Below are 26,595 nucleotides of genomic sequence, written 5' to 3' on the forward strand. Positions count from 1 at the left end.
GTTGCAGCCCGCGCCGCGACACGACCGTGCCCGCGGCCGTCCCCGCCTCGGCGCGGCCGACCGCCGCCGCGACCTTCGCCCACTCGTGCAGGGCGTCGGTCAGCTCAGTGCCCAGCGGCAGGCGGCCCGGCTCGGTGACCGCGACTCCGTCATCACCGACCAGCACCGCACGCTCGCCGTTCGCACGCAGCTGTATCCCCGACATCGACACCTTCCGAAACTACCGACCCGCGCCGAGAGCGTAGAAGGCGACCGCGCCGGCTGTCGCCACATTGAGTGAGTCCACGCCCCCCACCATCGGGATCCGGACCGCCACGTCGGCCGCCGCGACCGCCTCCGGGGTGAGCCCGGGCCCCTCCGAGCCGAGCATGATCGCCGCCTTCTCCGGCGTGGCCACCGAGGACAGCTCCGCCGAGCCGGACGGCGTGAGCGCCATCACGCTGAAGCCGTTGTCCTGCAAAAGCTTCAGCCCGTCGGGCCAGGGCGACAGGGTGGTGAAGGGGATGGCGAGGACGTGTCCCATCGAGACACGGACGCTGCGCCGGTACAGCGGGTCGCTGCAGCCCGTGCCGAGCAGCACGCCGTCCACGCCGAGCGCGGCCGCGTTGCGGAACAGCGCGCCGAGGTTCTCGTGGTCACCCACGCCCTCCAGCACGGCCAGCCTGCGTGCACCGTCTATCACGGACGCAACGGGTAGTGGCTCCGGCCGGTCCGCCATCGCGAGCACGCCCCGGTTCAGGTGGAAGCCGATCACCTCGGCCATCACCTCGGCGGTCGTCACGTACACCGGCGCGTCGACGGGCGGCAGCGTCTCGAGCTTCCGCCGCACGCCGAGCATCGACCGCACGGGGTAGCGCGAGGCCAGCATGCGGCCAACGGCGATCGTCCCCTCGGCGATCACGAGCCCCAGTCCGCCTGGCCGGTCGGGTCTGCGGTCGGCAGTGCGGAGGAAGCGGTACTCGTCGAGCCTCGGGTCGTCCGGGTCGGTCACCTCGATCACGCATTCATGGTTCCACACGATGAGAACTTGTTACGTGCGACACACGCGCGTCTAGCTCTGCGTAACAACAAGCTTGGAACGTTGCACCGTTTTGGCCCCTAGCAACGGCTTCCACCGTGTGTAACGGTTGTACTTCCCGCGCACACGCCGACAGCTCGGGTCGGCTGGGGAGGGGCGGTATGGGACAGGATGTCGCGACCGGCACGTCTGATCGGTCGGCTCGCCAGCTTTACCGGACGAAGGTTCAGCGATGTCTGGACGCCCTCGCGAGAATGCTCACGGAGGGCGGATTCTCCACCTCACCACCGAGAATCGGGCTCGAGATCGAGCTGAACCTGGTCGACGACGTGCTGGGGCCCGCGATGGCCAACACCGTTGTGCTGGAGAAAATCGACGACCCGTCGTTCACGACCGAACTGGGTCAGCACAACCTGGAGCTGAACGTGGCGCCGCGGCCGCTGTCCGGTGACCAGGCGAGCGAGCTGGAGGCCGAGCTGTGCGCGTCGCTCACCGACGCGAACGTCAAGGCGCAGGACGCAGGCACGGCGCTCGTGATGATCGGCATGCTGCCGACGTTGCGGGAGGAGCACTTCCAGGCACGCTGGCTCTCCACGAACGCCAGGTACTCCCGGTTGAACGACCAGATCTTCGCCGCGCGCGGCGAGGACATGGTGCTGTCCATGGAAGGCCCGGCGATCCCCGGTCAGCGCGGCGAACGGCTGCGCAGCTCGGCGGACTCGATCCTGCCGGAAGCGGCGTGTACCTCCCTGCAGCTGCATCTTCAGGTGGCGCCGGAGGAGTTCGCTCCGCATTGGAACGCCGCGCAGTGCCTCGCCGGCGTGCAGGTGGCAATTGCCGCCAACTCACCTTTCCTGCTGCGCAAGGCACTCTGGCACGAGACACGCATCCCGCTGTTCCAGCAGGCGACCGACACCCGGCCGGAGGAGCTGAAGAACCAGGGCGTGCGGCCACGCGTGTGGTTCGGTGAGCGGTGGATCACGTCCATCTTCGACCTGTTCGAGGAGAACGTGCGCTACTTCCCGGGCCTGCTGCCGGAAATCGACGACGAGGACCCGATCGAGGCACTCGACGCGGGGATCGCGCCGAAGCTCGCGGAGCTGCGGCTGCACAACGGCACGATCTGGCGGTGGAACCGGCCGGTGTACGACGTGGTCGACGGGATTCCCCACCTGCGCGTCGAAAACCGGGTCCTGCCGGCAGGCCCGACGGTCGTCGACCTGATCGCGAACGCCGCGTTCTTCTACGGCGCGCAACGTGCACTCGCGACAGCCGAGCGTCCGGTGTGGACACGGATGTCGTTCCAGGCGGCCGAGGAGAACCTGTACGCGGGTGCCCGGCACGCGTTCGACGCGCAGCTGTACTGGCCGGGCATCGGCTGGGTGCCGCCGGACGAGCTCGTGCTGCGCCGCCTGCTGCCGATGGCCCACGACGGGCTGCGCGAGTGCGGCGTTTCGGACGCCGTGCGGGAGCGGTACCTCGGCGTGATCGAGCAGCGCTGCCTCGCGCGACGGACGGGTTCGAGGTGGCAACGGGAGACAGTTGCCAGCCTGGAGGCCGCCGGCGCGGACCGCGACGCGGCACTTGCCGGCATGCTGCGCCGCTACGTGGCACTGTCGGAAACCAACGAGCCGGTCCACACGTGGACGGTCGACTGAGTCCGCGACAGGAGTTGCCCACGGCAAGATCGACATCGGCGTGACTGACGGCCCCCGGCGGTAGACTGGCCTCGGGGTGGCCCCCGGGTTCGGGTGGGGGCTGCCCGACGCAACAGTCCTGGGTTCGGGTCCTGGCGCGAAATGCGCCTGGGCCTGGCCATTAATAGACGAGACCCCCACTCCGAGCAGTGCCGTCTGCCGAACCGGAGTGGGGGTCTCGCTGTTCCCGAACTGACTGCCGCTCCCACCACGAAGCGACGAGCTAAGGTTAGCCTAACTTAATCAACTCGCGCAAGCTCGGGTTTTCGAGCCACCGCCGAGCCTCGAACCCAGGGCAAGCGGGACCGGACCCGGATGCCGCCGCGGCGTGCCAGGATCCACCCGCACACCACGGTCGACAGCATGGCGATCGCGCCGCCGATGACGAACGGCGACCGGCCGCCGAACTCCGCGGCCATCCACCCGGTCATCGGCGCGCCGATCGGGTTGCCGCCGATGAACACCAGCATGTACAGCGCCATCACCCGGCCCCGCATCTCCGGCGCCGTCGCCAGCTGGATGGTGCTGTTCGCCGTGTTCATGAACGTCATCATCGCGACGCCGCACGGGATCAGCGCGAGCCCGAACGCCAGGTACGTCGGCATGAGACCGACGACGACCTCGAACAACCCGAACAGGAACCCGGCGCCGACCAGCAGCGCCAGCCCCGGCTTGCGCCGCGTGCTCCGCCGCACCGCCAGCAGCGCGCCGCTGAAGCTGCCGACCGCGAGCAGCGTGGACAGCAGCCCGTAGCCGTCGGCCTCCCGGTGGAACACGTTCGCCGCCGCGATCGCGAGGGTCGTGAAGAACGTGAACGCGAACGTGCTCACGCAGAACACCAGCACCAGCACGGCCATGATGTCCGGCCGCCCGCGCACGTACCGCAGCCCGGCCATCAGCTGACCTCGCCGCGGCCGGGACTCACCGGTCTCCGGCGTCCTGTGCAGCTCCTCGGGGTTCATGCGGAAGAGCCCGTAGATCACGGCGAGCGTGGTGACGGCGTTGACCAGGAACACCCAGCCGGTGCCGGTCCAGATGATCATCACGCCGGCGATCGCGGGCCCGAGGATCCTGGCGAGGTTGAACGTGGACGAGTTCAGGGCAACAGCGTTGGCCAGGTGCTCCTTGCCGACCATCTCTCCGACGAAGCTCTGCCGCACCGGTGGGTCGAACGCGGTGAACAGGCCGAACACCAGGCACAGCAGGTAGACGTGCCACAGCTGCACGATCCCGCCGACGTCGAGCAGCCCCAGGGCCAGCGCGCACAGCGCCATGCCGGACTGGACGAGTATCAGCAGCTTGCGCTTGTCGACGCGGTCGGCCAGCACCCCGGCCCACAGCGTCAGGAACAGCGTCGGCAGGAACTGCAGCGACGCCGCGATCCCGAGCGCGACGGGGTCGTAGCCGGACAGCTCGAGCACGAGCCAGTCCTGTGCGATGCGTTGCATCCAGGTGCCCACGTTCGAGACGACCTGCCCGGATGCGAAGAGCCGGTAGTTCCGTACTCGCAGGGCCGCGAACATGCCCCGATGGTTACCGGGCTTCTTCGCGTCCTCGGCGAGTCCGGCTCGAGACGTTGACGAATCGGTGGTCAGTTCTCTCTTTTCTGTCACTAATCCTGTTGGCTCGCCATCCTGTCGATGATCTCCGCCGCGCGGGAGAGCAGGTCCCGTTCCGCATCGGTGAGTTCCGCGAGCCGCTTGTCCAGCCAGGCCTCGCGCGCGGAGATGTCCGCTCGGATGTGCGCGCTCCCCTCCTCGGTGATCTCGACGATGGCCTGCCGGCCGTCACTGGGATGCGGTCGACGGCTGACATAGCCGAGTTCCTCGAGAGCAGCGATCACCCTGGTCATCGACGGGGGCTGGACAACCTCCTTGGCCGCGAGCTCACCTGGGGTGAGTGGGCCACATTTGTACAGGCAGAACAGTGCGGACAGCTGGGTGAGCGTGATCGAGGAGCTGGTCCGCTGGGCGCGAAGCCTGCGGTTGAGCCGCACTGTGGCCAGCCGCAGACGACTGGTCAGGGAGCTCTCGGCTATGTCTTGCTCCTTGTTCGACACATAGTTAGCTTACCTCACGAGTTGACCACAGTCACTCAACCATTTCTGTGCCGCCGCTCGCTCAACCGATGCCGAAGGCCGCCCGGATCGGCCCGATCGCGAAGTAGACCACGAACGCGATGGCCACTCCCCACATGAGCGGGTGGATACCGCGGATCCTGCCGGTGGCCGCGCGGATCAGCACATAGCTCACGAACCCGGCGCCGATTCCGTTGGCGATCGAGTAGGTGAACGGCATGACCACGATCGTCAGGAAAGCGGGCAGCGCGATCGTGAAGTCGGTGAAGTCGATCTCCTTGACCTGCGCCATCATCAGCACACCGACGATCACCAGCGCAGGCGCGGCGGCCTCGACCGGCACCGAGTTGTACAGCGGCGTGAAGAACATCGCGGCGATGAACAGCAAGCCGGTGACCACGTTGGCGAGGCCGGTCCGCGCCCCCTCGGCGATGCCGGCCGCCGACTCGATGTAGACGGTGTTGGAGGACGACGACGCCGCGCCGCCCGCGACCGCGCCGAGACCGTCGACGAACAGCGCCTTGCCGGTGTTGGGCAGCTTGCCTTCCTCGTCGACGAGGTTCGCCTCCTTGCCGAGGCCGGTCATGGTGCCGATGGTGTCGAAGAAGTCGGTGAGGACCAGCGTGAAGACCAGCAGCACGGCGGTGATGATCGGCACCTGGATCCAGGCGTCGAAGTTCACGTCGCCGAGCAGCGACAGGTTCGGGGTGTCGACGACCTCGTCCGGCACGCCGGGGTAGCCGAGGTTCCAGCCCTTGGGGTTGGTGCCCATCGACGGCCCCGCGTCCACGATGGCCTCGAGGACGATCGCGAACACGGTCGTCGCGATGACGCCGATCAGGATCGCGCCCTTGATCCGCCTGGCGACGAGGACGCCGGTGAGGATCAGCCCGACCACGAACACGAGCGTCGGCCAGGACGCGATCGAGCCGTTGATGCCCAGTCCAACCGGAACGGTCGTCCCCGCCGCGTCGGGCAGGCGGCGCACGAACCCGGCGTCGACGAGCCCGATGAGCGTGATGAACAGGCCGATGCCGACGGCGATCGCGGCCTTGAGCGACGGTGGGACCGCGTTGAACACGGCGGTCCGGACGCCGGTCATGACGAGGATCAGCACGACGACACCGTTGACGAGGACGAGTCCCATCGCGGCGGGCCATGACATCTGGGGCGCGATCGACACCGCGACGAACGCGTTGATCCCGAGCCCGGTGGCCAGCGCGAACGGGTAGTTGGCGACGAGTCCGAAGAGGATCGTCATGACCCCCGCGACCAGGGCCGTGACCGCGGCCACCTGGTCGGTCGGCAGGAAGCCGCCGAACTTGTCGGTGTGCGCCGGGTCGTCGGCGAAGGAACCGATGATCAACGGGTTGAGTACGACGATGTACGCCATGGTCACGAAGGTGACCAACCCGCCGCGGACCTCCCGGCCGACGGTGGAGTCCCGCTCGGAGATCTTGAAGAACCGATCGAGGGCGGCTGTCCTGTTTGCCATGGCCCGGTAGCCTCGCGCATGTGTCCGACGTAGGGAAACCCGACGACCGAATCGAAACACAGAAGTCACCTCCGCCGCTCCCCGAACGGCTGCTGGCGCTGTTGCCGCTGGTCTACGTGGGGACGGGACTGTGGTTGGTGGCGCTGTGCGTGCTGCTGGTGGGGCGGTACGTGTTCGACGTGTTCCCGCCGATCTGGCTGTGGACCGCGCTGTGGGGGACGGTCCTGGGGCTGATCGGCTTCCTGATCATGGCCTGGCAACGCCACGCCGCCCGCCGAGGCAGCCGAGGCGCGCAACACATCCAGTAACAGCCGCCGCTCGCGCGCGGTGCCCGTCCCGTCGTGGTCGATGACCCAAAACGACGCCTACTGACCGGTGGTTCCAGACTCAACGACCCCACGCGTTTGCCAACCCCCACCCTGTCCCGGGGGCGTCCCGCCTTGCCAGCGTACCGGCTGGGGGTGACAGAACGGGGGGTCTCGGCCCTGTCTGTGGATAACTGGGGCAGCTGTGGACAACCGCGGCTTCGGCGCCGCCGACTGTCGGTCCTGCCCGTTAGGCTGGTTATCGGGGGCCGGCGGCCGCCCTCGTCACGCGTCCTGGTTCTCGGGGTCTTCCAGGAGCGCCGCCAGCAGGTGGCGGTCCGCCCAGCGGTCGGTCACCCACGCCAGCGCCCGCCCCAGCCCCGCCGTCGAGTCCTCGCAGTGGACGGTCTCGCCCTCGACCCACCACGGCACCCGCCTGCCGCCGACCTCCAGTCCTTCGTGGACGATCGGGCCGCCGGCCGGCACCGGGATGCCGAGCAGGTCGCACGCGTCGACGACCGCGCCGAGGTCGGTCCACCGCACCGGGTCACCGTCGCTGTCCGGGGCCGCCGGGGCGGCGTCGGAGGCGAGCGGGATGTCGAGCAGTTCGGCCAGCGGCGAGGCAAGGTCGGCGTCGACCGCCACGTAGCCATCGGTCACCGGGGCGAGCCACGGGACGTCGAGCACGGCGCCGTTGTCGGTGACCTCGCCGTCCGCGGTACGGACCTCGGGTGGCGGGTCGAGATCGGCCGGGTCGACCACGCCGTCGCGGACCGCCTCTGCCAGCGCGAGGTACGCACGCTGGATGGTGCCGCGCGTGATCGTGCGGGACGGGTCGGCGAGGCGGTCGAGCAGGTCCTCGGCGTCCTCTGTGGACTCGACGGCCAGCTCGGCGCGGACGCCCATCAGCTCCTGGAGGTGCGGTTCCAGGTCGGTCGGGGCGACGTCGTGGAGGCCGGTCAGCTCACGTGCGTCGGGCAGGCGCCAGTGCGCGGGCGGCTCCCCCGCGAGGAGCGCGTGATGCGCGATCCACCACGCCGTGTAACCGCCGCGCATCACCCGCCAGGTGTCAGGTTCACTCGCAAGAAGACGGATCGCGGCGGGCCACGCGTCGTCGGCGACCAGGTCCAGGTCGCGGATCGCCTCGAGCCGCAAGGGCGGTTCCGGCTGGTCGTCCCACCAGTCGGCCTCGTCGGCGAGGTCGTGGTCGGGGCCCGTCGGCGCCTCGTCGACGACGATCGTGAAGCCGTTGAGGACACCGACCGCGGTGAGCACCTGCGGTGACCATTGCGTGGCGATGTCGTCGGCGAGCACACCTACGGGTGAGTCTTCGGCGAGGACGGTCAGGAACTTCGTGCCAGGCAGGGCGAGTTCGTCGGCGCGACGAGGGCCGCCGTCCGTGTCGCGGAGCGCGAGCGCACCGAGCCAGGGTTCGTCGCCGGGGCGGACGCCCGCCTCGGTCACCAGCCGCAGCACGGTGTTCACGAGCCCACTGGTGTCCAGGCCGGACTCGGCGTCCTCGAGGCTGTGCTCGACCTCGCCTGCCATGGCAGCGAGGAGTTCGTCCGCACCGCCGTGTCGCGCGCCGAGCCGTTCGAGCAGCGGGTGCACCGCGTCGGGGTGGACGACGTGCACACCGTCCATACTGGACAGATCGACGTCGGCGATGAGCACGCCGCGCGGTCCGGGAACCGTGCGACCGTCGGCAAGCGGCACCGGCAGTGCGCCGAGGTCCTCGAGTGCGGACGGGTCGTTGTCGACGATCTTGCCGAGCGCCACGTACAGTTCGCGCCATTCCGTTGCGGGACGGCTGATCCCGGTGAGCGCGTCGACCACATCGGACAGTCGCAACTGGACGACGTCGAGTGCGGCGAGCGCGGACGCATGGTCGACGAACTCCGCCTGAACGAGCCCGGGAACGTACGGAGCGACGGACTCCGCGAGTTCCTTGCTGGACACCGGAAGCAGTCGCGCCTCGGCCGGGGTGAGCGGCTTGTCGTCGAGCGCGGACGGCAGCCATGGCGACACGCGAAGCTGCTTCAGTACCGCGTCACGCAGCTTCTCGTCCACTTCGGACAGTGGGAATCGCGGCAGTGGCACGACCTTCGGCCGGTCGCCTGGTTCGAGCTGGTCGAGCAGCCGAGGATAGGCACGCGCGGCGGCGGCGAGCACGTGATCGGTGGCGACACCGGGGCGGATGCGCCGCCGGGAGGGCTCGACCGGGAGGCTGGCGATCAGCCTGGCGGGCAAGGAAAGGCGCTCGTCGGTGGGGGTCGGCGCGTAGAGGACGTCGGTGTCACGCGGGCGCGGACCATCATCCATCCGGAGCGACCAGCAGATCGTCCACTGTAGACGCGCTTCGGCGCCGAGCGCCGGATCCGGCGGCAACTCCCCGTGGTCGCGGACGACGACCCAGCGGGTGACACCGTCCGGGCCGTGGATCTCGTCGCCGTCGCGCCACCAGGCGTCGCCGCCGATCTCGATGCGGGTGAGCCCGTCGAGTGAGAGGAGGATGTCGCCGGCCTGGCGGCGGAACTCGTCGAGGTCGACGCTGTCGCGCAGTGGCAGGCGGACCTCAGTGGTGAAGCCGTCGGGCGGGGTTTCGTCGGTGGGCCAGGGAAGCCGGAGCACGGGCACGCGATCAGCGCCTGCTTCGCGACGGGTGCGCTCGACGTCGAAAGCGATCGCGCCGGAGGTCGAGACGATGCGGGGCGCGTCGCAGACGGTGAGCACGGCGGCGAACCCGACGCCGAACCGGCCGACACCATGCTGCTTTGCGGAGGCACGAAGGGAGGCGAGGGCCTCGACGCCTTGGCGGGTAAGGGGTTCACCAGTGTTGGCGATCCGCAGCTCACTGTCCACAAGCGACACACGAAGTACGCCACCGTCCGCACCCGCGGCGTCAGCGGCGTTCTGGGCGAGTTCGATGAGGAGCCGGTCCCGGTAGCCGCCGAGGACGAGGTCCTCCTCGGCGTTGGTGTCCTCGCGGAGGCGGGTGGGCGAGGAACGCCACGAGCCGAGCACCGACTCCCGCAGCGCGGCGGTGCCGAAGGGATCGGTCACTCGCGGCGGGCCGACTCGTCGGCCGTCTCGGCACTGACCACCGGCTCGAGGTCGGCGGGCGCCGTGGCCTCGGAGGCCACGAGCCTGACGGCCGGTTCCGGCGCGGGCGACGCCGCCCCGGGCTCACCGGCGGGTGGACCGTCCGGCGCTGACTCGGGCTCGTCGGCCGAAGTCGGCGCGTCGACAGCCTTGACGGCGGTGTCGACCGCCTTGGCCTCGGATGGCGCATCGGCGGATGGACCGCTCGACACGGAACCGGACACAGCTGAATCCGCGGCGGCAGAGTCGGCGGGCTGGGCCTCCGGCTCAGCCGGAACCCCGGCGGCGGGCAGGCCGGCAGCCGAAGCATCTTCGGCAGGCTGGGTCTCCTGCTCCGCAGGAGCGTCAAGCGAACCGACGGGCTCCGGCTCAGACGCGCCTTCAACGGATCCGGCAGGCAGAGCCTCCGACTCGACCAGCGCATCGGCACCGCGGGACACAGCGTCGGGACCGAAAGCCGACGAACCGGCGGCGGACTGCGCCCCAACCGCGGCATCAGCAGACTGGGAGTCCGACTCCACCGAGGCATCAACACCACGAGACACAAACTCGGAACCGGAAGCAGACGAACCAGCGGCGGACTCCTCCGCAGCATCAGCAGGCTGGGCGGCCGACTCGACCGGAACCGCGACAGACGCACCAGCCGAAACATCTACGGCGGACGCCTCAGCAACCTCGGCACCGGCAGGCCGAGACTCCGACTCGACCGGCGCATCGGCACCGCGAGACGCAGTCTCGGGACCGGAGACAGATGAGCCTGCGGCGGACTCAGCCGGAACGGCGGCATCAGCAGGCCGAGAGTCCGACTCGGCCGGAACCGCGACAGGCGCACCAGCCGAAACGTCTTCGACGGACGCCTCGGCACCGGCAGGCTGGGTCTCCGGCTCGGCCGGAACGTCGGTGAGGGTGGAGTCGGCAACGGCAGACGGGGCCTCCGACTCGACCGGCGCATCGGCACCGCGGGACACAGCGTCGGGACCGAAAGCAGATGAACCGGCGGCGGACTGCGCCGCAACCGCGGCATCTGCAAGCCGGGACCCCGACTCGGCCGGAACGTCGGTGAAAGCGGAGTCGGCATCAGCAGACTGGGAGTCCGACTCCACCGAAGCATCAACACCACGAGACACGGAATCGGAAACAGACGAATCAGCGGCGGACTCCTCCGCAACCGCAGCCTCAGACTCCGACTCGGCCGGAACGTCGATGAAGGTGGAGTCGGCAACGGCGACATCGGCAGGCTGGGCCGACTCGACCGGCGCATCGGCAACAGACTCAGAACCGGAAACGGACGAACCCGAGGCGGACTCCTCCGCGGCATCAGCAGGCCCGGCCTCCGACATGGTCGGAGCCTCAACGGACGAACCGACCGACACCGCCTCAGACGCGGTTTCGGTGGCTACCGCCGCATCGGCTGGCGAGGACTCGGCCGGAGCCTCGGCGGCAGTGGGCTCGGCGGCAGCGCCGTCGGCAGGCTGGTCATCCCGCTCAGCCGGAGCCTCGACAGACGAACCGACCGACACCGCAGCAGCAGGCTCAGCCACCGTGACATCGGCCGGAGCGTCGCCAGGCTCTGCCGGGGCCTCGGGTTGCGGCAGACTTTCGACGACTTCCAGAGGTTCGACGTCCAGTAGGGCGTCGTCGTAGATCAGGTCTGCTACCAGTACTGGGCTTACCTGTTCCACTTCTGCTTCCGAGTGGGCGCCGCAGCCGTAGCCGGCGTGGACCACGTGGGCGTCCGCCGGGGAGATCTCGTTGCCGCACGTGCCGAAGGCCGCGCTCAGTGAGCCTGCCAGCGGTAGGTAGAAGCCGCACGTGCCGCAGTGCGCGGGGGCGCTGCGGGCCATGTCGGAGCGGGGGCCGAAGTCACTCTGTTCCCAGCGGTCCGCGGCGTCCAGGCGGGCTGGGCGGGACATCACCCGCACGCGGCCGAGGCCAACGTCCGTCGCCGCCTCTTCGACCGCCGGGTCGTCCGACTGCAGGTACGCGGGGACCAGGCGGGGGTCGTCGGGGGAGGTCGGGAACAGGTCGCCTACGCCAAGGTCGCCTGCCTGGACCCGGTTCTGCCACGGGATCCACTCCGGGGCGACCAGGGCGGTTGGTCCCGGCAGGAGGACGACCTCGCTCACCGTGACATCCGTCGACGGGCCCGCGGACGTGATGGTCACGGCCCAGCGCCAGCCCTGGTAGCCGGCCTTGTCGGCCTCGAAGTGGTGGGTTACCGCCGCCTCGTCCTCGATCTCGAACTCGACGTAGTCGCCGACGCGTTCGTCGCCCGCCTCTTCCTGCGCGGCGGCGCGCGCGAGGTCGACCTCCGCCACCAGGGCGGGGTCGCTCAGGTCAGACTGCTGCACGCTCATCGCCCCCGATTGTGCCCCACCGCTCGACGCGGCGTGACGGCGGTCGTGCAAGGCTTGAGAACCGTGCGGGCCCTCCTCGCCTTCGCGGGCGTTCTCCTCCTGGCCGGGTGCTCGGCCGCACCGGTCGCGCCCTCCCCTGCCGGTCCTTCCTCCACCGACCTGTCCGTCGACGTCGTCGCGACGGTTCCCCATGACCCGCAGGCCTTCACGCAGGGTCTTGAGCTGGTCGACGGGGCGCTCTACGAGGGGACCGGGCTGGAGGGCCAGTCGAGTATCCGTGTCGTCGATCCGGAGAACGGGGAGGTTCGGAAGCAGGCTGATCTGCCCGCCGACCTGTTCGGCGAGGGCATCACTCTGGTGGGTGAATCGATCTGGCAGATCACCTGGCAGGACGGGGTCGCGATCCGGCGGGACCGCGACACGCTCGCCGAAGTGGAGCGGGTCCGGTACGAGGGTGAGGGCTGGGGACTCTGTCACGACCGGAGCGGCGACCGGCTGATCATGAGCGACGGCAGCGATCGCCTGGTCTTCCGCGACGTCGCGACCTTCGCCGAGGTGGGTGATGTCCGGGTCCGGGACGCGGGCGGGGTGCCGGTCACCAGCCTCAACGAGCTGGAATGCGTTTCCGGCCAGGACGGCCGTGTCCAGGTCTACGCGAACGTCTGGCAGACCGACCGGATCGTCCGGATCGACCCCGCCACCGGCCGCGTCACCGCCACCGTCGACCTGTCGGGGCTGCTGCCCGAGGCCGACCGCGCGGGCGCCGACGTCCTCAACGGGATCGCCGCCATCGAAGGCACCGACGAGTTCCTCGTAACCGGCAAGTTGTGGCCCACGATGTTCCGGGTGAGGTTTGTCACCCCAGATCCGTAACCTGGAAGTGGGATCCCCTGCGGGACTGGATCCGTCATGGCTTCGACAGGTCCCTACGTACGGCAGGATGGACGGCGTGATTCGTTCCGGTTCGGGAGACGCGGAGGAGCAGCGCGAGCGCGGCTCCGGGAAGAAGCGTCGCCGCAGCTGGACCAAGCAGCAGGCGCCGAGCTGGCGGCCCCAGCAGCAGCAACCGCAACAGCCTCCGACGCGTGCCTACGAGCCGCCGCGTGACGAACCCCGCCAGGAGCCGCTGACCAGCGCGATCCCGGCCGCGAGTCACTACCCGCAGCAGGAGGACCTGCGCGAGACGCGGCCCGTCCGCCGCCAGCCACCACAGCAGCAGCCGCCCGCGCGCCGGGGCTGGCGGGACGTGCCGCCGCCGCGCCGGTCGCTGCCGCCCGTCCCGCAGACGCGGCCGATGGACTACGACTACGACGGCAGCGCGCCAGAGACCTACGGCCCCGACGGCTACGCGCCCGGCCACCAGGGACCCCGCGAACAGCCGCCACGTCCGCCCTCGGGTCCGCAGCCGACGGCGGTCGCGCCGGAGCCACCCGTGCCGCCGTCCTCGGCCGCGCCCGGCTTCCCGAAGAAGCTGACCGTCACCCGCGTCGCCGCGCTGCGCGGCAAGCAGCTCACGAGCAACGCTGCCGCCGCGTTCAGGCGGGCCGTGAACGCCGACGGGGCCGACAAGTCCGGGCTCACCGCGCTCACCTACGCGACGATGCTCAACTACGCGAGCGACGCCGCCATGGCCGTCGCGCTCGCCAACACGTTGTTCTTCTCCGCCGCGAGCGCCGACTCGTCCAAGGGCAAGGTCGCGCTCTACCTGCTGATCACGATCGCGCCGTTCGCGCTGCTCGCGCCGGTCATCGGGCCGATGCTGGACCGCATCCAGCGCGGCCGCCGCCTCGCCATGTGCGTCACGTCGCTCGGGCAGGCGCTCGCGTGCCTCGTGATGGCCACCAACTTCGACACCTGGCTGCTCTACCCGGCCGCGCTCGCGAAGATGGTGCTGTCCAAGTCGTTCACCGTGCTCAAGGCGGCGGTCACCCCGAGGGTGGTGCCGCCCGACATCACGCTCGCGAAGACCAACGCGCGGCTCACCACGTTCGGCCTGATCGGCGGCGCCGCGTTCGGCGCGGTCGCGGCGCTGTTCCTGCAGGTGTTCGACTCGGCGGGCGCGCTGTGGTTCACCGCGGCCATCTGCGCCTTCGGCGCGGTACAGGCCATGCGGATTCCCGCCTGGGTCGAGGTCACGGAAGGCGAGGTGCCCGCGTCCCTGTCGGCGCACCCGGAGAAGCCGAGACGACAACCCATGGGCCGCAACGTGGTCGTGGCCCTGTCCGGCAACGCGACGATCCGCGTGCTCACCGGCTTCCTCATGATGTTCGCCGCGTTCGCCGTGCGGGCGCAGACCGAGGGCGAGCCGTTCAAGCAGCTGCTGCTGCTCGGCGTCATCGCAGGCGCGGCGGGTGCGGGCAGCTTCATCGGCAACGGCATCGGCGCGCGTCTGCACCTCGGGCACCCCGACCAGATCGTGCTCGCCTGCATCGGCGGCAGCCTCGCCTCGACGCTGGTCGCGATGCTGATGGAGGGCATCGCCACGGCCGCGATCGTCGGGCTCGTCGGTGCGACCGCGAGCGCGCTCGCGAAGAACAGCCTCGACGCCGTGATCCAGGACGACCTGCCGGAGGAGTCACGCGCGTCCGCGTTCGGGCGGTCGGAGACGGTGCTGCAGCTGGCGTGGGTGCTCGGTGGCGCGCTGGGTGTGCTGCTGCCGCCGGTGTTCTGGCTTGGCTTCCTGGTGATCTCGCTGCTGCTGGCGTTCGGCCTGGCCCAGACCATCCTGACGCGCAAGGGCCAGTCACTGCTGCCGTGGTTCGGCGGTGAGCGGCCGGTGCGGCCGTGGCGCACGTCGACCGGGCCGCAGGAGGTCGCGTTCCAGGAGGGGCCGCCCGCGTCGCCGGAGGACCGCCCGTAGGCTCACCGCCGTGCGCAAGCTGCTGGTCCTGGTGCTGCTGGTGCTCGCGGGCTGCTCGTCCGCCCCCGAGCCGCCGCCACCGCCGCCGAAGGTCGACTTCCTCATCGCGGGCGAGAAGACGGTCGCGAAGCCGTTCCTGTACTGCGACGTGAAGGTCGAGAACTGCAAGCGCGACAACGCCGCCATGCTCAAGCTGCCGGTGCCGCCCGGCACGGCGGTGCGGGTGACCGTGCCCAAGGACGTCTCGGACACGCCGTGGTCGGTCGTGATCCAGTACAGGACCGCGGCCGGTGAGCAGAAGAGCCCGGTCACCGTCGCCACGTTCGCGCCCGGCAAGGAGACCTCGTTCGAGGCGCTCCCGCCGGGCACTGGCGACCAGCTGCAGACCGTCGAGGTCAAGCAGGCCGGTGGCGTTCTGGTACAGGGCGATGCCGGCCCGGAGGCCGTGACCAGGGCAGCGTGGTCGCTGCAGGTGACGGGCTAGGGGTCCAGCTCGCGGGCGACCGCGCGGACCACGTCCCCGATTCGCTTGGTCGCCTTGCGGTCCGGGTAGCGGCCACGACGCAGATCCGGCTGAACCTTGGTTTCCAGCAGCTGGATCATGTCCTCGATCAGGCCGTGCAACTCCTCGGCAGGGCGACGCCGTGCCTCGACCACCGACGGCGGCGGATCGAGCAGCCGCACGGACAGTGCCTGCGGCCCCCGACGCCCGTCGGCGACACCGAACTCGATGCGTTGACCGGCCTTCAGGCCGGGAACCCCGGCCGGCAGGGCGGAAGAACGGACGTAGACGTCTTCGCCCCCGTCCTGTGTGACGAACCCGAAGCCCTTCTCCGAGTCGTACCACTTGACCTTTCCGGTCGGCACAACGGTCACCTCCACACACAAATGAACGCGCCCCAGGGCGTACCCAGGACGCGTCATTCCAGCCTAGGCCACTTCGTGGTGGCGGGGATAGCCGGTTACGTTGGCTGGTGGCCGCAGAGTGTGTTGCCTTCGCTGTCAGCGAACCACGCCGCCTTCTCGGCGCCGAGGTCGGCGACGTGGCCGACGGCCTTCAACGCGGGGTGTCGCGGGTCGGGGCTGGAAGGGGTGGTGACCCGGCGTCACCAGGCGTTCCGGCTCCGCAAGTGGAGGACGAGCGCGGCGATGTTCCACGAGTCGTCGTCGCCGCGGTGGTGGCGGCCTTCGAGCGGCAGGCCCGCGATCGTGAGGGCCGCCGCCATGCCGGGGCGCCTGCGGAGGTCCATGGCCTCGGTGAACCGCAGTTTGGCGTTGGTGTGGTCACCGCTGAAGGGATATTCGGCGCCGGTGTGCTCGCACTGGCGGGTGAACTGGTTGCGGTCGTAGTCACCCCAGCTCGCCCATGGCAGGCGGTTCGTGTGGTGGTCGCGAGCCATGGCCTGGCACGCCTCGCGAAACGAGACGCCATCGTCGACCTCATCCTGGGTCAGGGAGGTCAGTTCCGTGCAGAACGCACTGACGCGGGAACGTTGCGGGCGCACGAGAATGCGGTGCTTGGCCAGACGCGTGCCCCCGTCGAGGTCGACGACGGTAAGGCCGATCTCGATGATCTCGCTCACCTGACCGGGCGGCGGCTGCCCGTCCCAGCAGGTCGCCTCCACGTCGACGACGTTGATCAAACTCATCTCGCGAGTATATGAGTCTCTTTCTTTCCGCGACGATCGATTATCTTCCGCGACAAAGTCGCCGTCCGGAAAGAAAGAGACTCGGGGTCAAACCAACGCGGAGGTAAATCAGCCGCAGTCGGCCGGGTTCACCTGGAAGGCCGGGTCGTCACGCGGGCCGCGCACCGGGCTGCGCCACGTCTCCGTCGCCAGGCTCCCGTCGACCACATAGGTGACACGTTCCCCTTCGTAGATGGTGAATCCGACGTCCACGGCGACGCCTCCGGTCTGCGTGAGCGAGCGGCCGTCGTGGTCGATACCACAGCCGTAACGGCTGATCGCGCTGATGCCGCCGCCCTCCCACAGCCGCAGCGGCGTGCCGTCGACCAGCGTCACCGGCGCCAGGTCGCCGTCGTAGAGGCCCCACACGCCGAAGCTGAGGGTGTTGGCACCAAGCGACTCCGTCACGACGACCTCGTCGCGGCCGTTGGTGTCGAGGTCGGTAATCCGCATGGGCAGCACGCCGCTCGGCGAGGCCAGCGGCACCGTCGCGGTCAGCTGCCGGGCGCCGACCCGGGCGGACAGGAGCTGCTCGTCCGGCTTGCCCGGCACGGTCCGCACGGTGACGTAGTCACGCAGGCCGTCACCGTTGAGGTCGGCGTACACGGTCCGTGTGGCCGCACTCGGTGCCGTGACACCGAAACCGGTGGCCGCCAAGGCAAGAACGGACGCGATGATACTCATGAATCAATCTCCCCCAGATTTCGCGATATGCCGCGATGAATTCCTCGCGGCCCCCATGCAAAGGGAGACGCGAGAAATCAGCCCACGTTGTCCAATGTGACCCAGGTCACGCGTGTTTGGTGGCGGCCACCTTCTGCAGCCCAAGGAGTTCCACCGACACCTCGCGCATTTCCACTTTGCGGATCTTGCCGGTGACGGTCATGGGGAACTCGTCGACGACCCGCACATAACGGGGAATCTTGTAGTGCGCCAGTTTCCCCGTGCAGAATTCCCGGACGGCGTCGTCGGTCAGCGGCTCCGCGCCTTCCTTCATGCGGATCCACGCCATCAGCTCCTCGCCGTAGCGTTCGTCCGGCACGCCGATGACCTGGGCGTCGAGGATGTCCGGGTGTGTGTAGAGGAACTCCTCGACCTCGCGCGGGTACACGTTCTCGCCGCCGCGGATGACCATGTCCTTGATGCGGCCGGTGATGTTGAGGTAGCCATCGTCGTCCATGACCGCGAGGTCACCGGTGTGCATCCAGCGCGCCTTGTCGATGGCCTCGGCCGTCTTGTCCCGCTGCTCCCAGTAGCCCAGCATCACCGAGTAGCCGCGGGTGCACAGCTCGCCGGGGGTGCCGCGCGGGACCGTCAGGCCGGTCGCCGGGTCGACCACCTTGACCTCGATGTGCGGCAGCACCCTGCCCACAGTGGACACACGGCGGTCGAGCGAGTCGTCCTTGCGGGTCTGCGTGGAGACCGGGGACGTCTCGGTCATGCCATAGGCGATGGTCACCTCCGCCATGCCCATGCGCTCGATGACCTGCTTCATCACCTCGACCGGGCACGGCGAGCCCGCCATGATGCCGGTGCGCAGCGACGACAGGTCGTAGGAGTCGAACCCCGGGTCGGACAGCTCGGCGATGAACATGGTGGGCACGCCGTAGAGGGACGTGCAGCGTTCCTCGGCCACCGTCTCCAGGGTCGCCTTCTGGTCGAAGCCGGGTGCCGGGATCACCATGCACGCGCCGTGCGAGGTCGCCGCCAGATTGCCCATCACCATGCCGAAGCAGTGGTAGAAGGGCACCGGGATGCAGATGCGGTCCTGCTCGGTGTACGTGCACATCTCGCCGACGAAGAAGCCGTTGTTGAGGATGTTGTGGTGCGACAGGGTCGCGCCCTTGGGAAAGCCCGTGGTGCCGGACGTGTACTGGATGTTGATCGGGTCGTCGGCGGACAGCCCGGCCTGCAGCTCCGCGAGATGCGCGACCGAACCGCCCCGGCCGATCGCGACCAGCGACGTCCACTCCTCGCGGCCGATGAGCAGCACGTCCTCGAGGTCCGGGCACTCGCCGCGGACCTCGTCGATCATGGCGGCATAGTCGGAGGTCTTGAAGCTCGGCGCCGCGACGAGCGTGCGGATGCCGGCCTGGTTCAGCACGTACTTCAGCTCGTGCACCCGGTAGGCCGGGTTGATGTTGACGAGGATCGCGCCGATCTTGGCCGTCGCGTACTGCGTGACGGTCCACTCTGCGCAGTTCGGCGCCCAGATGCCGACCCGGTCGCCCTTCGACACGCCAAGGTCGACCAGGCCCAGCGCGACAGCGGTGACCTCGTCGGCGAGCTGCCGGTACGTCCAGCGGCGGCCGGTCGCGTGCTCGACCAGCGCCTCGCGATCACCGAACGCGGCCACGGCACGGTCGAGGTTGTCGCCGATGGTGTCGCCGAGCAGCGGTTTCCCGGAGATGCCGGACACGTAGCTCGGCACCGCTGGCGTGGTCATGTGAGCCTCCCGGGGACGACTGACACCAACGTATGTCTACCTGTGCCCCAGCACGGGTTCAACGTTCGTCAACATAGGATCGCCGCTGTCGACAAGGATGGGGGCACCATGAGCCTCTCCATCACTGTCCACGGGTCGAACGTGCGGCTCGCCGGCGCGGTGGATGTGGACACCGCACCCGCGTTGCGTGCCGAGCTGACCGAGCTGATCAGCGCCGCGGGCCGGGGCGCGGAACTACGCGTCGACCTCGGCGAGGTGTCGATTGTGGACTCCAGCGGACTGTCCGCGCTGGTCGGCGCGCACCGGCTCGCGGTCGCCAAGGACGCGCGGCTGTTGCTGGTCGGCCTGCCTGCCCACGTCGCGCGCATGCTGACCGTCACCGGCCTCGACGAGCTGCTCGACCTGGCCTGACCCGAAGGGTTATGGCGTGTCGTCGTCGGGCTCGGGCGGTGACCACGGAAGCTCGACGACCAGGCACGGGCCGCCGACGAACACGCCGCCGTCCACGCCGAGTGCCTTGCCGCCCGCGTACTCGTACGGGCTGTCGACCATGGCCGGTGCGATGCCGAGCTGGTCGGCGATCACCGAATGGCCGTGCACGACCTGGTCGCCACCGAGGACGGACAGCAGCTGCGTGGCCACGTCGGCGCCGTTGGGGCCGCGGAAGGCGTGGCGCGTGGTCAGCCTGCGCCAGACCTCCCACCACTCGACGAGGTCGTCGGAGTCCAGGACGTCCTGGATGTTCTCGTTGATCTCGTCGATGTCGCCGCCCCACACCAGGTACTCGAGGGTGTCGGAGTGCATGAGCAGGTGGTCACCGACCAGTTCGAGCGCCGGCCGCGTGATCAGCCACTCGATGTGGTCGTCGGTGACCGCCTCCTGGTCGGTCAGCTGGCCACCGTTCATCTCCCAGCTGCGGGCGAAGCTGCGCGGGCCGAAGTCCGACGGGACCTCCGTCTCGCCGAAGCGGTGCATGCCGAGCAGCAGGATCTCGTGGTTGCCGAGCAGCGCCTGCACCTGGCCGCCCGCGTCCGCCGCCTCGTCCGCGAGACGCATGACCAGGTCGATCACGCCGATGCCGTCGGGTCCTCGGTCCACGAAGTCGCCGAGGAACCACAGATGGGCCTCGCCGCCGGACCAGTTCGTCTCGTCGTCGACCAGGCCGGCGTCGGCGAGCGCGGCGAGCAACTCGTCGAGGTGCCCGTGCACGTCACCGACCACAAACGTCGACGGTCCGTCTTCCTGCACACCGCGACAATATGCCAGGAGGAAATCGCACGCTTCGCAGTCGGCAACAAGTGGGCAGGCGATCAGCCAGGGAACGGGTCGTCGACGCTCCCGACCAGGTCAGCGACCGAGTCGATGACCCGGCCGGGGCGGAACGGAAAACGCTCCGCCGTTTCCCGGGTGGAAATGCCGGTCAGCACGAGAATCGTGTGCAGGCCCGCCTCCAGGCCGGCACGGACATCGGTGTCCATCCGGTCGCCGATCATGAGCGTGGCCTCGGAATGCGCGCCGAGCGTGTTCAGCGCGGACCGCATCATCAGCGGGTTCGGCTTGCCGACGAAGTAGGGCGCGTGGCCGGTGGCCTTCTCGATCAGCGCGGCGACCGAGCCGGTCGCGGGGAGCGAACCTTCGCGGGACGGGCCCGTCGCGTCCGGATTGGTCGCGATGAACCGGGCGCCCTGCTCGACCAGGCGGATCGCGGTGGTGATCGACGTGAAGCTGTACGTGCGGGTCTCGCCGAGCACCACGTAGTCCGGGTCGCGGTCGGTCAGCACGTAGCCGATCTCGTGCAGTGCCGTGGTCAGGCCCGCCTCGCCGATGACGAACGCCGAGCCCTCCGGCCGCTGCGAGTCGAGGAACTTCGCGGTCGCCAGCGCGGAGGTCCAGATCGAGGACTCCGGCACGTCCAGGCCGGTGCGGTGCAGGCGCGCCCGCAGGTCACGCGGGGTGTAGATGGAGTTGTTGGTGAGCACGAGGAACTGGTTGCCACTGGCCCGCAGCTCGCCGAGCAGCTCGTCGGCCCCCGGGACGAGGTGCTCCTCGCGCACCAGGACCCCGTCCATGTCCATCAGGTATGTCCACTTGCGCGGTTCGGCCATGCCTCCATTGTCGCGGCTGAACGCGAACACGGGCGAACATCGACATGTCGACAAATAGCGGTCTACTTACCCGGAGCCGTGAGCAAGGCCCCGGTTCCAGCTCGTGGTCGGGCCGAGATCCTCTCGACCGTCGTAGATGTCGGCCAGGCCCGCCGGTAGGTCCGCGATCATCACGGAGGCACTCGCCTCGACCTGTGCCGTTATGCCCGTGGCGACCGTGATCAGGCAGGCCGGGCACTTTCGGACCCCGTCGGCGTAGTCCGTCACCTTGGCCTTGGGCACGCTGTGCCAGCAGGGCCACGGCGCCGAGACGAGGTCAACGGCCTCGTCGGCAGACACCACGAACGCGTGCGCCTGCCCGTCGTAGCCCGACACGGCCCACACCAAGTCCACCTCGTCCCGTCCGGTACAGACCGGACACACCACGGCGCCGGCAGGCGGTCGGCTACCACCCTCGCACCGGTCACAAGGCACAGTGGCCCCCGGCGGGCGCAGTGGCTCGGGGGTGACACTGCGCCCGCCGGACCCCTGGGAGGGACCGGGAGTCCGACGTCTGGGGGTCAGGGATTCAACCGACCCGAGAACGGGACCCGATCCGGACCGGTCATGTTGCTGGGTCATCGATCAACCCTCCTCGCACTCCAGTTGGCCAGCGGGGTCGAAAGTGCACGTCTCGTCCGGCGGTTCCGACCCGTAGCCGACGGACGGTTCGTAGCCGGTCAGCGCGAGCACGATCCCGATCACGATCGAGACCACGACCACCCCGAAGAAGAAGCGCTCCTCACTCAAGGTGGCCTCCGGAGATCCGGAACCGAGGGCATGGCGCTTGCCCCTCGCTCGGCGAACCGAGCGAGGGCGAATCCGTGCGCGAGCAGGTACGTCATCCGGCAGTGTCCATCGACGCCAGTCTGGAGCAATTTTGACGCACTTTTCAAGCATGTGGCATACTAGAGCACGAAGTGCACCCGATCGGTCGCCTCGACTACGGTGCCCTCACCGGCTTGATCAGCACATATGCACAGAGCGACCAAGATTGGAGCAATCACGGTGAAAGTCACGCATCTGGGGACCGTCGACAGTGGTAAGAGCGGCTCACCGACGGCGTTTGCCACCGACAAGGGCACTTACCTGATCCAGGGATGGAAGGTCAGAGACCCGGAAGCGCTCGCCGAGGCCCACCGGCGAGGGCTGCCCGACCACGAGGACATCGTCGAAGTGCCTGCCGCCCTGCTGCGGTTTCTACCAACGGGGGAGTGATGCTGGCCCGCCATGAGTTCGAGGACCTGTTCGAGGACTTCGACGAGTCTGCCTGGCGCCTCGAGATCCAGCCTGCCTACGACGAGCCCGAGGAGCGCGAGCCGCTTCGCCGCTGGCGCGCTGGCGAGCCTGACAACCTCGAGTGGATGGCGGACTGGTGGGAGTGGATCGCGGACGTCCGAGCCTCTGGCAGACGATTCGGACGGGTACGCGTGATGTACGAACCGCCGACGGACTACCAGCGGTACGAGCTCGAGATCCTCACCCCGCCGGCGGTCGAGGCAGGCGAGGACATCCGCGTGTTGCCTGCGGCCCGCGCACTCGAGCTGCGGCTACCGGATCGGGACTTCTGGCTGTTCGACGATGCGCGCGTGGCAGTGATGCACTTCGGGCCGACTGGTGTCGTGGGCGCCGACCTGATCAAGGACCCGGCCGCGGTGGCCCCGTTCCGAGCTGCTCGTGATCGCGCGTGGGATGCTTCGATCCCGTACCGCGAATGGGTCTCCCCCGAGGCCCCGTGACCCTGCCCGAGGATTGAGTGCCCAGCTACGAGACGCGGCGGCTGGAGTTCGGAGACCAGCTGGCCGCCCTGCGAGAAGCAGCCGGCCTGCAGTCGAAGGATCTTGCCGCCCGCCTCGGCTGGGATCCGTCGAAGGTGAGCAAGCTCGAGCGCGGCAAGCAGATGGCGAGCGACGCCGACCTCATCGCGTGGTTGCGGGCATGCGGCGCCGAGGACCATCTCGAGCTACTGCGCGAACAGCTTCGCGAGCTACGCGTCGCGCACGGCGCTTGGCGCAGGCAGGTACGCGCCGGCCACCAAGCACGGCAGGAGTCGGACGCACGCGAGGAGAGCGCCGCCGGCGTGATCCGCGCGGTCGACGTGATGGCCGTGCCCGGTCTGTTGCAGATCGCGGACTACGCACGCAGCGTGTTCGTGACGCAGGCCGAGCTCCTCGAGCTCCCGCCCGGCGACGTCGACGAGGCCGTGCGGGCGAGGATGCGACGCTCGCAGATCCTCTACGAGCCTGGCCGCCGCATCGAGATCCTCGTCGCCGAATCGGCACTCTCGACCGCGGTCTGTCCACCGGCCGTGATGGCGGCACAGCTCGACCGGCTCATGTCCGTGATCGGCCTGCCGGCCGTGCGGTTCGGTGTGCTTCCCGCGTTCCGGCAGCTGCCGCACCTACTGCCCGCCGGTTTCTGGGTGGTCGATGACGAGGTCCTCGTCGAGCATGCTGCCGGCGAGCTCCGCATCGACGACGAGGAGCAGGTCGCGATCTTCAACCGCCTTGCTGACGCCCTGTGGTCCCGCGCGGTCGAGGGCGACGACGCGCGAGCCATCATCGCGGCGTGTCGCCGCCGGTGGGCGGAGCAGGCCGACCCACAGCGTTGAAACGGCCTCGGCACCGGCGCGCTCGCGGCGGCTGAACGCGACTGACGAACATCGACATGTCGGCAAGTATCGGCCCGCTAACCTGGAGGCGTGAGCAACGTCCGAGTGCGCTACTTCGCGGGCGCCCGGGGTGCGGTCGGCCTGTCCGAGGAGACCGTGTCCGTGCCGGAAGGCGCCACCGTTGGCGACCTGGTGACCGAACTGGGCACCAGGCACGGCGAGAAACTGACCCGCGTGCTGACGGCGTGCAGCTTCCTGCTGGACGGGATCGCGGTCCGGGACTTCTCGAGCACCGTCCCCCACGGCGCCGACCTGGACGTCCTGCCTCCGTTCGCGGGCGGCTGACCGGCGGCTCGATCGAAGAATTCGACAAGAGCGGTTACCAACCGATCACGGGCGGATATGCCACAGTCACCCGCGTTCCCGTGCCCGCTTCTGTAGATCGACTTCGAAGTTCGTGCCCCCGCCGAATTGACCCAGCCTTTGCCGCATGTAATCATCCGATTTCAGCGTGCAGCAAACACGCTCTTCACGCCTGCTTCCATAACGTGACTCAAACCTCAGCCGGCAGGAAATATCCCGCCATGATCACGGCGCTATCACGGCGCGAAACGCCGCGATGACCTGCGATAACAGCACCAATCGCAGCACATCTAATAGTGTTACTATGACGACGGTCACGTAACAGATAATTGGGCACGCCTCGATTTCGTACGTACCGTCGCTCACTGGTTGGCCCCGAACCAACCAGCACCTGAGCGCCCGGAGCGTCATCCCGATCCGGCGGGCACGCAGGGATATCCCCCGACTGAAAGAAAGTCTCCGGACCGGGACAGAGAGCCTTAACGGCGCTTTGCCAGACGCTGAGGCAGAGGCAGAAATGGCGTATCGAGGCACTCACCGCAAGCCGTCCACTGGCGTTCGTCGCACCATTGCCCGCGTCGTCCTCACGGGCTTCGCGGTCGGTGCTCCTCTGGCGGTGGCCCCCGCTTTCGCGTCGGCCGAACAGCCCGTCAACTGGGACGCGATCGCCGAGTGCGAGAGCGGCGGCAACTGGAGCATCAACACCGGCAACGGCTACTACGGTGGCCTGCAGTTCAGCCCGAGCACCTGGGCCGCCAACGGCGGCACCGGCAGCGCCGCGAACGCGTCGAAGGCGGAGCAGATCCGCGTCGCGAACAACGTGCTGCAGACGCAGGGCATCGGCGCATGGCCGGTGTGCGGCAAGCGTGCGGGCGCGAGCGGCGGCGGTGGCGGCGGCGAGCAGCCGCAGCAGCAGCAGGCGCCGCAGCAGCAGAGCGCACCGTCGAACAACGACTCCGAGAGCAACAGCAACGAGGCGCCCGCCAGTTCCGCCCCCGCGGTCCCGGTGCTGGTCGCCTCCAACCCGGCGGGCGACTACACCGTCGTCGCGGGTGACTCGCTGTCCAAGATCGCCACGACGCAGCAGGTGGCAGGCGGCTGGGCAGCCGTGTACGAGAAGAACAAGCAGTTCATCGGCGACCCCAACCTGATCGTCCCCGGTCAGAAGCTCGCCACCAAGTGAACTAGCTAGTTCGCGCGAAGCAGGGCTCCACCGCGATCCCCCGGCGGTGGAGCCCTGCTTTTGTCGGTGCTCCGGGTTACCGTCCGCGACGTGAACCGAACGGACCGCCTGTACGGCATCGTCGAGGAACTGCGGGCGGCCGCACCGCTGCGGCGTAGCGCCCGCCAGCTCGCCGCGCGCTACGAGGTCAGCGTGCGCACGATCGAACGCGACATCAGCTCACTGCAGCAGGTCGGCGTGCCCATCTGGGCGGACACGGGACGGCGCGGCGGCTACGCCATCGACCCGGCGCGCACCCTGCCGCCACTCAACTTCTCCCCCGCGGAAGCCGTCGCCGTCTCGGTGGCCCTGCGGCGGATGACCGGCACCCCCTTCGCACAGGCCGCGGCCAGCGCGCTGCGGCGGATGATGGCGGCGATGCCCGCCAACGAGGCGACCGCCGCCCGCGAGCTGGCCGGCCGGGTCGGGTTCCTGGGCCCGGTGATCGAGCCGCCGCCCATCCCGGTCGTCATCCAGGACGCGCTCGCCGCGCGGCGCGTGCTGCGGCTGCGGTACGTCGACAAGCGAGGCACCCAGACCGAACGCGACGTGGAACCGGTGATGTTCCTGGCGGGCGACGAGACCTGGTATCTCGTCGCGTGGTGCCGCCTGCGGGACGAGCTGCGGGTCTTCCGGCTCGACCGGATCGTCACCGGCCACGACACCGGCGAACCCGCGCCCGCGCGGTCGCCAGAGCGGTTACCCCTGCCGCGTCATGTGACCCAGGTCACCGCATTCGCGTCATAAACACCGACAGGGGGTTGTCGCGGACGAGCCCGATCGTGGTGTCACACACACGACAGGGAGACAGCACATGACACACGGCACGGTCAACTGGTTCCAGATCGACACCGACGACACGGAGAGCACCGAGCGGTTCTACGGCGAGCTGTTCGACTGGTCGTTCGCGTCGGATCCGGACTCGCCCACCTACCGGCTGGTCACGGCGAAGGACGCGGGCGGGCCTCAGGGCGGTGTCTTCGACACGGAAGGCGCGTCGCCGAACCGCGCGACGTTCTTCGTCGTCGTGTCGGACGTGGCCGCCACCGCCAAGGAGGCCGAGCGGCTCGGGGGCAAGCTCGTCGGCGAGCCGAAGACGAGCCCGTCCGGGCTGACCTTCGCGCATCTGCTCGACCCGGCGGGCAACCACATCGGCGTCTACGCGCCGCCCGCCTGACCGGTCCGTGGGCCGGGCGGTCGCGCCCGGCCC

Annotated in this window: 27 protein-coding genes and 1 pseudogene; 13 read left to right on the forward strand and 15 right to left on the reverse strand. The window is 69.2% G+C overall.

All coding sequences use genetic code 11. The features are described 5' to 3' along the window. Together WBA97_RS18460 and WBA97_RS18465 are read right to left on the reverse strand one after the other, a co-directional pair. Positions 1-205: pseudogene (locus WBA97_RS18460) on the reverse strand (DUF2537 domain-containing protein); the annotation flags it as partial. A 15-nt stretch (positions 206-220) separates the two neighbouring features. Beyond that, positions 221-1,000, reverse strand: coding sequence for a TrmH family RNA methyltransferase (locus WBA97_RS18465; protein WP_424232087.1), 780 nt, complete (start codon positions 998-1,000; stop codon positions 221-223). A gap of 179 nt (positions 1,001-1,179) precedes the next feature. Here WBA97_RS18465 and WBA97_RS18470 point away from each other — a divergent pair, with 179 nt between their 5' ends. Beyond that, positions 1,180-2,676, forward strand: coding sequence for a glutamate-cysteine ligase family protein (locus tag WBA97_RS18470; RefSeq protein ID WP_424232088.1), 1,497 nt, complete (start codon positions 1,180-1,182; stop codon positions 2,674-2,676). Between the two features lie 278 nt (positions 2,677-2,954). Here WBA97_RS18470 and WBA97_RS18475 read toward each other — a convergent pair whose 3' ends face one another. From WBA97_RS18475 to WBA97_RS18485, 3 genes are all read right to left on the reverse strand, one after another. Further along, positions 2,955-4,238, reverse strand: a complete 1,284-nt coding sequence (locus WBA97_RS18475; protein WP_424232089.1) for an MFS transporter — start codon at positions 4,236-4,238, stop codon at positions 2,955-2,957. Positions 4,239-4,327: 89 nt separating this feature from the next. Next, positions 4,328-4,774 (reverse strand): MarR family winged helix-turn-helix transcriptional regulator, encoded by a 447-nt coding sequence (locus WBA97_RS18480; RefSeq protein WP_424232090.1) that lies wholly within the window; start codon positions 4,772-4,774, stop codon positions 4,328-4,330. A 61-nt stretch (positions 4,775-4,835) separates the two neighbouring features. After that, positions 4,836-6,287 carry an NCS2 family permease gene (locus WBA97_RS18485; protein WP_424232091.1) on the reverse strand — a complete coding sequence of 484 codons (1,452 nt, stop codon included), beginning with the start codon at positions 6,285-6,287 and terminating at the stop codon, positions 4,836-4,838. A 20-nt stretch (positions 6,288-6,307) separates the two neighbouring features. On the opposite strand from WBA97_RS18485, the gene WBA97_RS18490 reads away from it, so the two are divergent. Beyond that, positions 6,308-6,595 carry a DUF2530 domain-containing protein gene (locus WBA97_RS18490; protein ID WP_424232092.1) on the forward strand — a complete coding sequence of 96 codons (288 nt, stop codon included), beginning with the start codon at positions 6,308-6,310 and terminating at the stop codon, positions 6,593-6,595. 282 nt (positions 6,596-6,877) lie between these two features. On the opposite strand, the gene WBA97_RS18495 is transcribed toward WBA97_RS18490, so the two are convergent. Both WBA97_RS18495 and WBA97_RS18500 read right to left on the reverse strand, forming a co-directional pair. Then, positions 6,878-9,655: a sacsin N-terminal ATP-binding-like domain-containing protein gene (locus tag WBA97_RS18495; protein ID WP_424232093.1), complete on the reverse strand. Its 2,778-nt coding sequence runs from the start codon at positions 9,653-9,655 to the stop codon at positions 6,878-6,880. Further along, positions 9,652-12,051: a DUF3027 domain-containing protein gene (locus WBA97_RS18500; RefSeq protein ID WP_424232094.1), complete on the reverse strand. Its 2,400-nt coding sequence runs from the start codon at positions 12,049-12,051 to the stop codon at positions 9,652-9,654. The genes WBA97_RS18495 and WBA97_RS18500 overlap by 4 nt, the downstream gene beginning before the upstream one ends. Positions 12,052-12,105: 54 nt before the next feature. Here WBA97_RS18500 and WBA97_RS18505 point away from each other — a divergent pair, with 54 nt between their 5' ends. From WBA97_RS18505 to WBA97_RS18515, 3 genes are all read left to right on the forward strand, one after another. Then, complete coding sequence (locus WBA97_RS18505; RefSeq protein WP_424232095.1) at positions 12,106-12,924, forward strand: glutaminyl-peptide cyclotransferase; 819 nt, start codon at positions 12,106-12,108, stop codon at positions 12,922-12,924. A 67-nt stretch (positions 12,925-12,991) separates the two neighbouring features. Then, positions 12,992-14,911, forward strand: a complete 1,920-nt coding sequence (locus WBA97_RS18510; RefSeq protein WP_424232096.1) for an MFS transporter — start codon at positions 12,992-12,994, stop codon at positions 14,909-14,911. A gap of 10 nt (positions 14,912-14,921) precedes the next feature. Further along, positions 14,922-15,395, forward strand: a complete 474-nt coding sequence (locus tag WBA97_RS18515; RefSeq protein ID WP_424232097.1) for a DUF2771 family protein — start codon at positions 14,922-14,924, stop codon at positions 15,393-15,395. Here the strand turns inward: WBA97_RS18515 and WBA97_RS18520 are convergent. The 4 genes from WBA97_RS18520 to WBA97_RS18535 all read right to left on the reverse strand — a co-directional run bounded on the left by WBA97_RS18520 (position 15,392) and on the right by WBA97_RS18535 (position 19,045). Next, complete coding sequence (locus WBA97_RS18520) at positions 15,392-15,778, reverse strand: cold-shock protein (protein WP_424232098.1); 387 nt, start codon at positions 15,776-15,778, stop codon at positions 15,392-15,394. The two genes, WBA97_RS18515 and WBA97_RS18520, sit on opposite strands and share 4 nt — an antisense overlap. Positions 15,779-16,017: 239 nt before the next feature. Continuing rightward, the gene (locus tag WBA97_RS18525) at positions 16,018-16,560 is read right to left on the reverse strand and encodes an exonuclease domain-containing protein (protein WP_424232099.1); all 543 of its coding nucleotides are present in this window, start codon (positions 16,558-16,560) and stop codon (positions 16,018-16,020) included. Positions 16,561-16,668: 108 nt separating this feature from the next. After that, complete coding sequence (locus WBA97_RS18530) at positions 16,669-17,283, reverse strand: hypothetical protein (protein WP_424232100.1); 615 nt, start codon at positions 17,281-17,283, stop codon at positions 16,669-16,671. Between the two features lie 106 nt (positions 17,284-17,389). Beyond that, positions 17,390-19,045 carry an AMP-binding protein gene (locus tag WBA97_RS18535; protein ID WP_424232101.1) on the reverse strand — a complete coding sequence of 552 codons (1,656 nt, stop codon included), beginning with the start codon at positions 19,043-19,045 and terminating at the stop codon, positions 17,390-17,392. A gap of 108 nt (positions 19,046-19,153) precedes the next feature. Between WBA97_RS18535 and WBA97_RS18540 the strand changes: the two genes are divergently transcribed. Beyond that, the gene (locus WBA97_RS18540) at positions 19,154-19,456 is read left to right on the forward strand and encodes an STAS domain-containing protein (RefSeq protein WP_424232102.1); all 303 of its coding nucleotides are present in this window, start codon (positions 19,154-19,156) and stop codon (positions 19,454-19,456) included. A 9-nt stretch (positions 19,457-19,465) separates the two neighbouring features. On the opposite strand, the gene WBA97_RS18545 is transcribed toward WBA97_RS18540, so the two are convergent. From WBA97_RS18545 to WBA97_RS18560, 4 genes are all read right to left on the reverse strand, one after another. Then, entirely contained in the window at positions 19,466-20,293 is an 828-nt protein-coding gene (locus WBA97_RS18545; RefSeq protein ID WP_424232103.1) for a metallophosphoesterase, read from the reverse strand. A 62-nt stretch (positions 20,294-20,355) separates the two neighbouring features. Beyond that, complete coding sequence (locus WBA97_RS18550; RefSeq protein ID WP_424232104.1) at positions 20,356-21,150, reverse strand: HAD-IIA family hydrolase; 795 nt, start codon at positions 21,148-21,150, stop codon at positions 20,356-20,358. 66 nt (positions 21,151-21,216) lie between these two features. Continuing rightward, positions 21,217-21,534: a hypothetical protein gene (locus tag WBA97_RS18555; protein WP_424232105.1), complete on the reverse strand. Its 318-nt coding sequence runs from the start codon at positions 21,532-21,534 to the stop codon at positions 21,217-21,219. Between the two features lie 240 nt (positions 21,535-21,774). Continuing rightward, positions 21,775-21,939 (reverse strand): hypothetical protein, encoded by a 165-nt coding sequence (locus WBA97_RS18560; RefSeq protein ID WP_424232106.1) that lies wholly within the window; start codon positions 21,937-21,939, stop codon positions 21,775-21,777. A 258-nt stretch (positions 21,940-22,197) separates the two neighbouring features. Here WBA97_RS18560 and WBA97_RS18565 point away from each other — a divergent pair, with 258 nt between their 5' ends. From WBA97_RS18565 to WBA97_RS18595, 7 genes are all read left to right on the forward strand, one after another. After that, the gene (locus tag WBA97_RS18565) at positions 22,198-22,407 is read left to right on the forward strand and encodes a hypothetical protein (protein WP_424232107.1); all 210 of its coding nucleotides are present in this window, start codon (positions 22,198-22,200) and stop codon (positions 22,405-22,407) included. Then, positions 22,407-22,928: a DUF6879 family protein gene (locus WBA97_RS18570; RefSeq protein WP_424232108.1), complete on the forward strand. Its 522-nt coding sequence runs from the start codon at positions 22,407-22,409 to the stop codon at positions 22,926-22,928. The genes WBA97_RS18565 and WBA97_RS18570 overlap by 1 nt, the downstream gene beginning before the upstream one ends. 17 nt (positions 22,929-22,945) lie before the next feature. Further along, positions 22,946-23,800 carry a helix-turn-helix domain-containing protein gene (locus WBA97_RS18575; protein ID WP_424232109.1) on the forward strand — a complete coding sequence of 285 codons (855 nt, stop codon included), beginning with the start codon at positions 22,946-22,948 and terminating at the stop codon, positions 23,798-23,800. A gap of 90 nt (positions 23,801-23,890) precedes the next feature. Continuing rightward, entirely contained in the window at positions 23,891-24,145 is a 255-nt protein-coding gene (locus WBA97_RS18580) for a MoaD/ThiS family protein (RefSeq protein WP_424232110.1), read from the forward strand. Positions 24,146-24,680: 535 nt separating this feature from the next. After that, a complete protein-coding gene (locus tag WBA97_RS18585; RefSeq protein ID WP_424232111.1) occupies positions 24,681-25,346 on the forward strand; it encodes a transglycosylase family protein in 666 nt (221 codons plus the stop codon). 90 nt (positions 25,347-25,436) lie between these two features. Continuing rightward, positions 25,437-26,132, forward strand: coding sequence for a helix-turn-helix transcriptional regulator (locus WBA97_RS18590; protein ID WP_424232112.1), 696 nt, complete (start codon positions 25,437-25,439; stop codon positions 26,130-26,132). 67 nt (positions 26,133-26,199) lie between these two features. Continuing rightward, positions 26,200-26,562, forward strand: a complete 363-nt coding sequence (locus WBA97_RS18595; protein WP_424232113.1) for a VOC family protein — start codon at positions 26,200-26,202, stop codon at positions 26,560-26,562. Positions 26,563-26,595 lie beyond the last annotated feature (33 nt).

Source organism: Actinophytocola sp. (assembly GCF_049647105.1).
GTDB lineage: Bacteria > Actinomycetota > Actinomycetes > Mycobacteriales > Pseudonocardiaceae > Actinophytocola.

Coding starts and splice junctions, on each gene's coding strand:
- WBA97_RS18530 (WP_424232100.1), bottom strand. CDS start 17,283: ATGAGTATCATCGCGTCCGTTCTTGCCTTGGCGGCCACCGGTTTCGGT.
- WBA97_RS18500 (WP_424232094.1), bottom strand. CDS start 12,051: ATGAGCGTGCAGCAGTCTGACCTGAGCGACCCCGCCCTGGTGGCGGAG.
- WBA97_RS18550 (WP_424232104.1), bottom strand. CDS start 21,150: ATGGCCGAACCGCGCAAGTGGACATACCTGATGGACATGGACGGGGTC.
- WBA97_RS18485 (WP_424232091.1), bottom strand. CDS start 6,287: ATGGCAAACAGGACAGCCGCCCTCGATCGGTTCTTCAAGATCTCCGAG.
- WBA97_RS18570 (WP_424232108.1), top strand. CDS start 22,407: ATGCTGGCCCGCCATGAGTTCGAGGACCTGTTCGAGGACTTCGACGAG.
- WBA97_RS18470 (WP_424232088.1), top strand. CDS start 1,180: ATGGGACAGGATGTCGCGACCGGCACGTCTGATCGGTCGGCTCGCCAG.
- WBA97_RS18595 (WP_424232113.1), top strand. CDS start 26,200: ATGACACACGGCACGGTCAACTGGTTCCAGATCGACACCGACGACACG.
- WBA97_RS18540 (WP_424232102.1), top strand. CDS start 19,154: ATGAGCCTCTCCATCACTGTCCACGGGTCGAACGTGCGGCTCGCCGGC.
- WBA97_RS18475 (WP_424232089.1), bottom strand. CDS start 4,238: ATGTTCGCGGCCCTGCGAGTACGGAACTACCGGCTCTTCGCATCCGGG.
- WBA97_RS18510 (WP_424232096.1), top strand. CDS start 12,992: ATGGACGGCGTGATTCGTTCCGGTTCGGGAGACGCGGAGGAGCAGCGC.
- WBA97_RS18525 (WP_424232099.1), bottom strand. CDS start 16,560: ATGAGTTTGATCAACGTCGTCGACGTGGAGGCGACCTGCTGGGACGGG.
- WBA97_RS18585 (WP_424232111.1), top strand. CDS start 24,681: ATGGCGTATCGAGGCACTCACCGCAAGCCGTCCACTGGCGTTCGTCGC.
- WBA97_RS18535 (WP_424232101.1), bottom strand. CDS start 19,045: ATGACCACGCCAGCGGTGCCGAGCTACGTGTCCGGCATCTCCGGGAAA.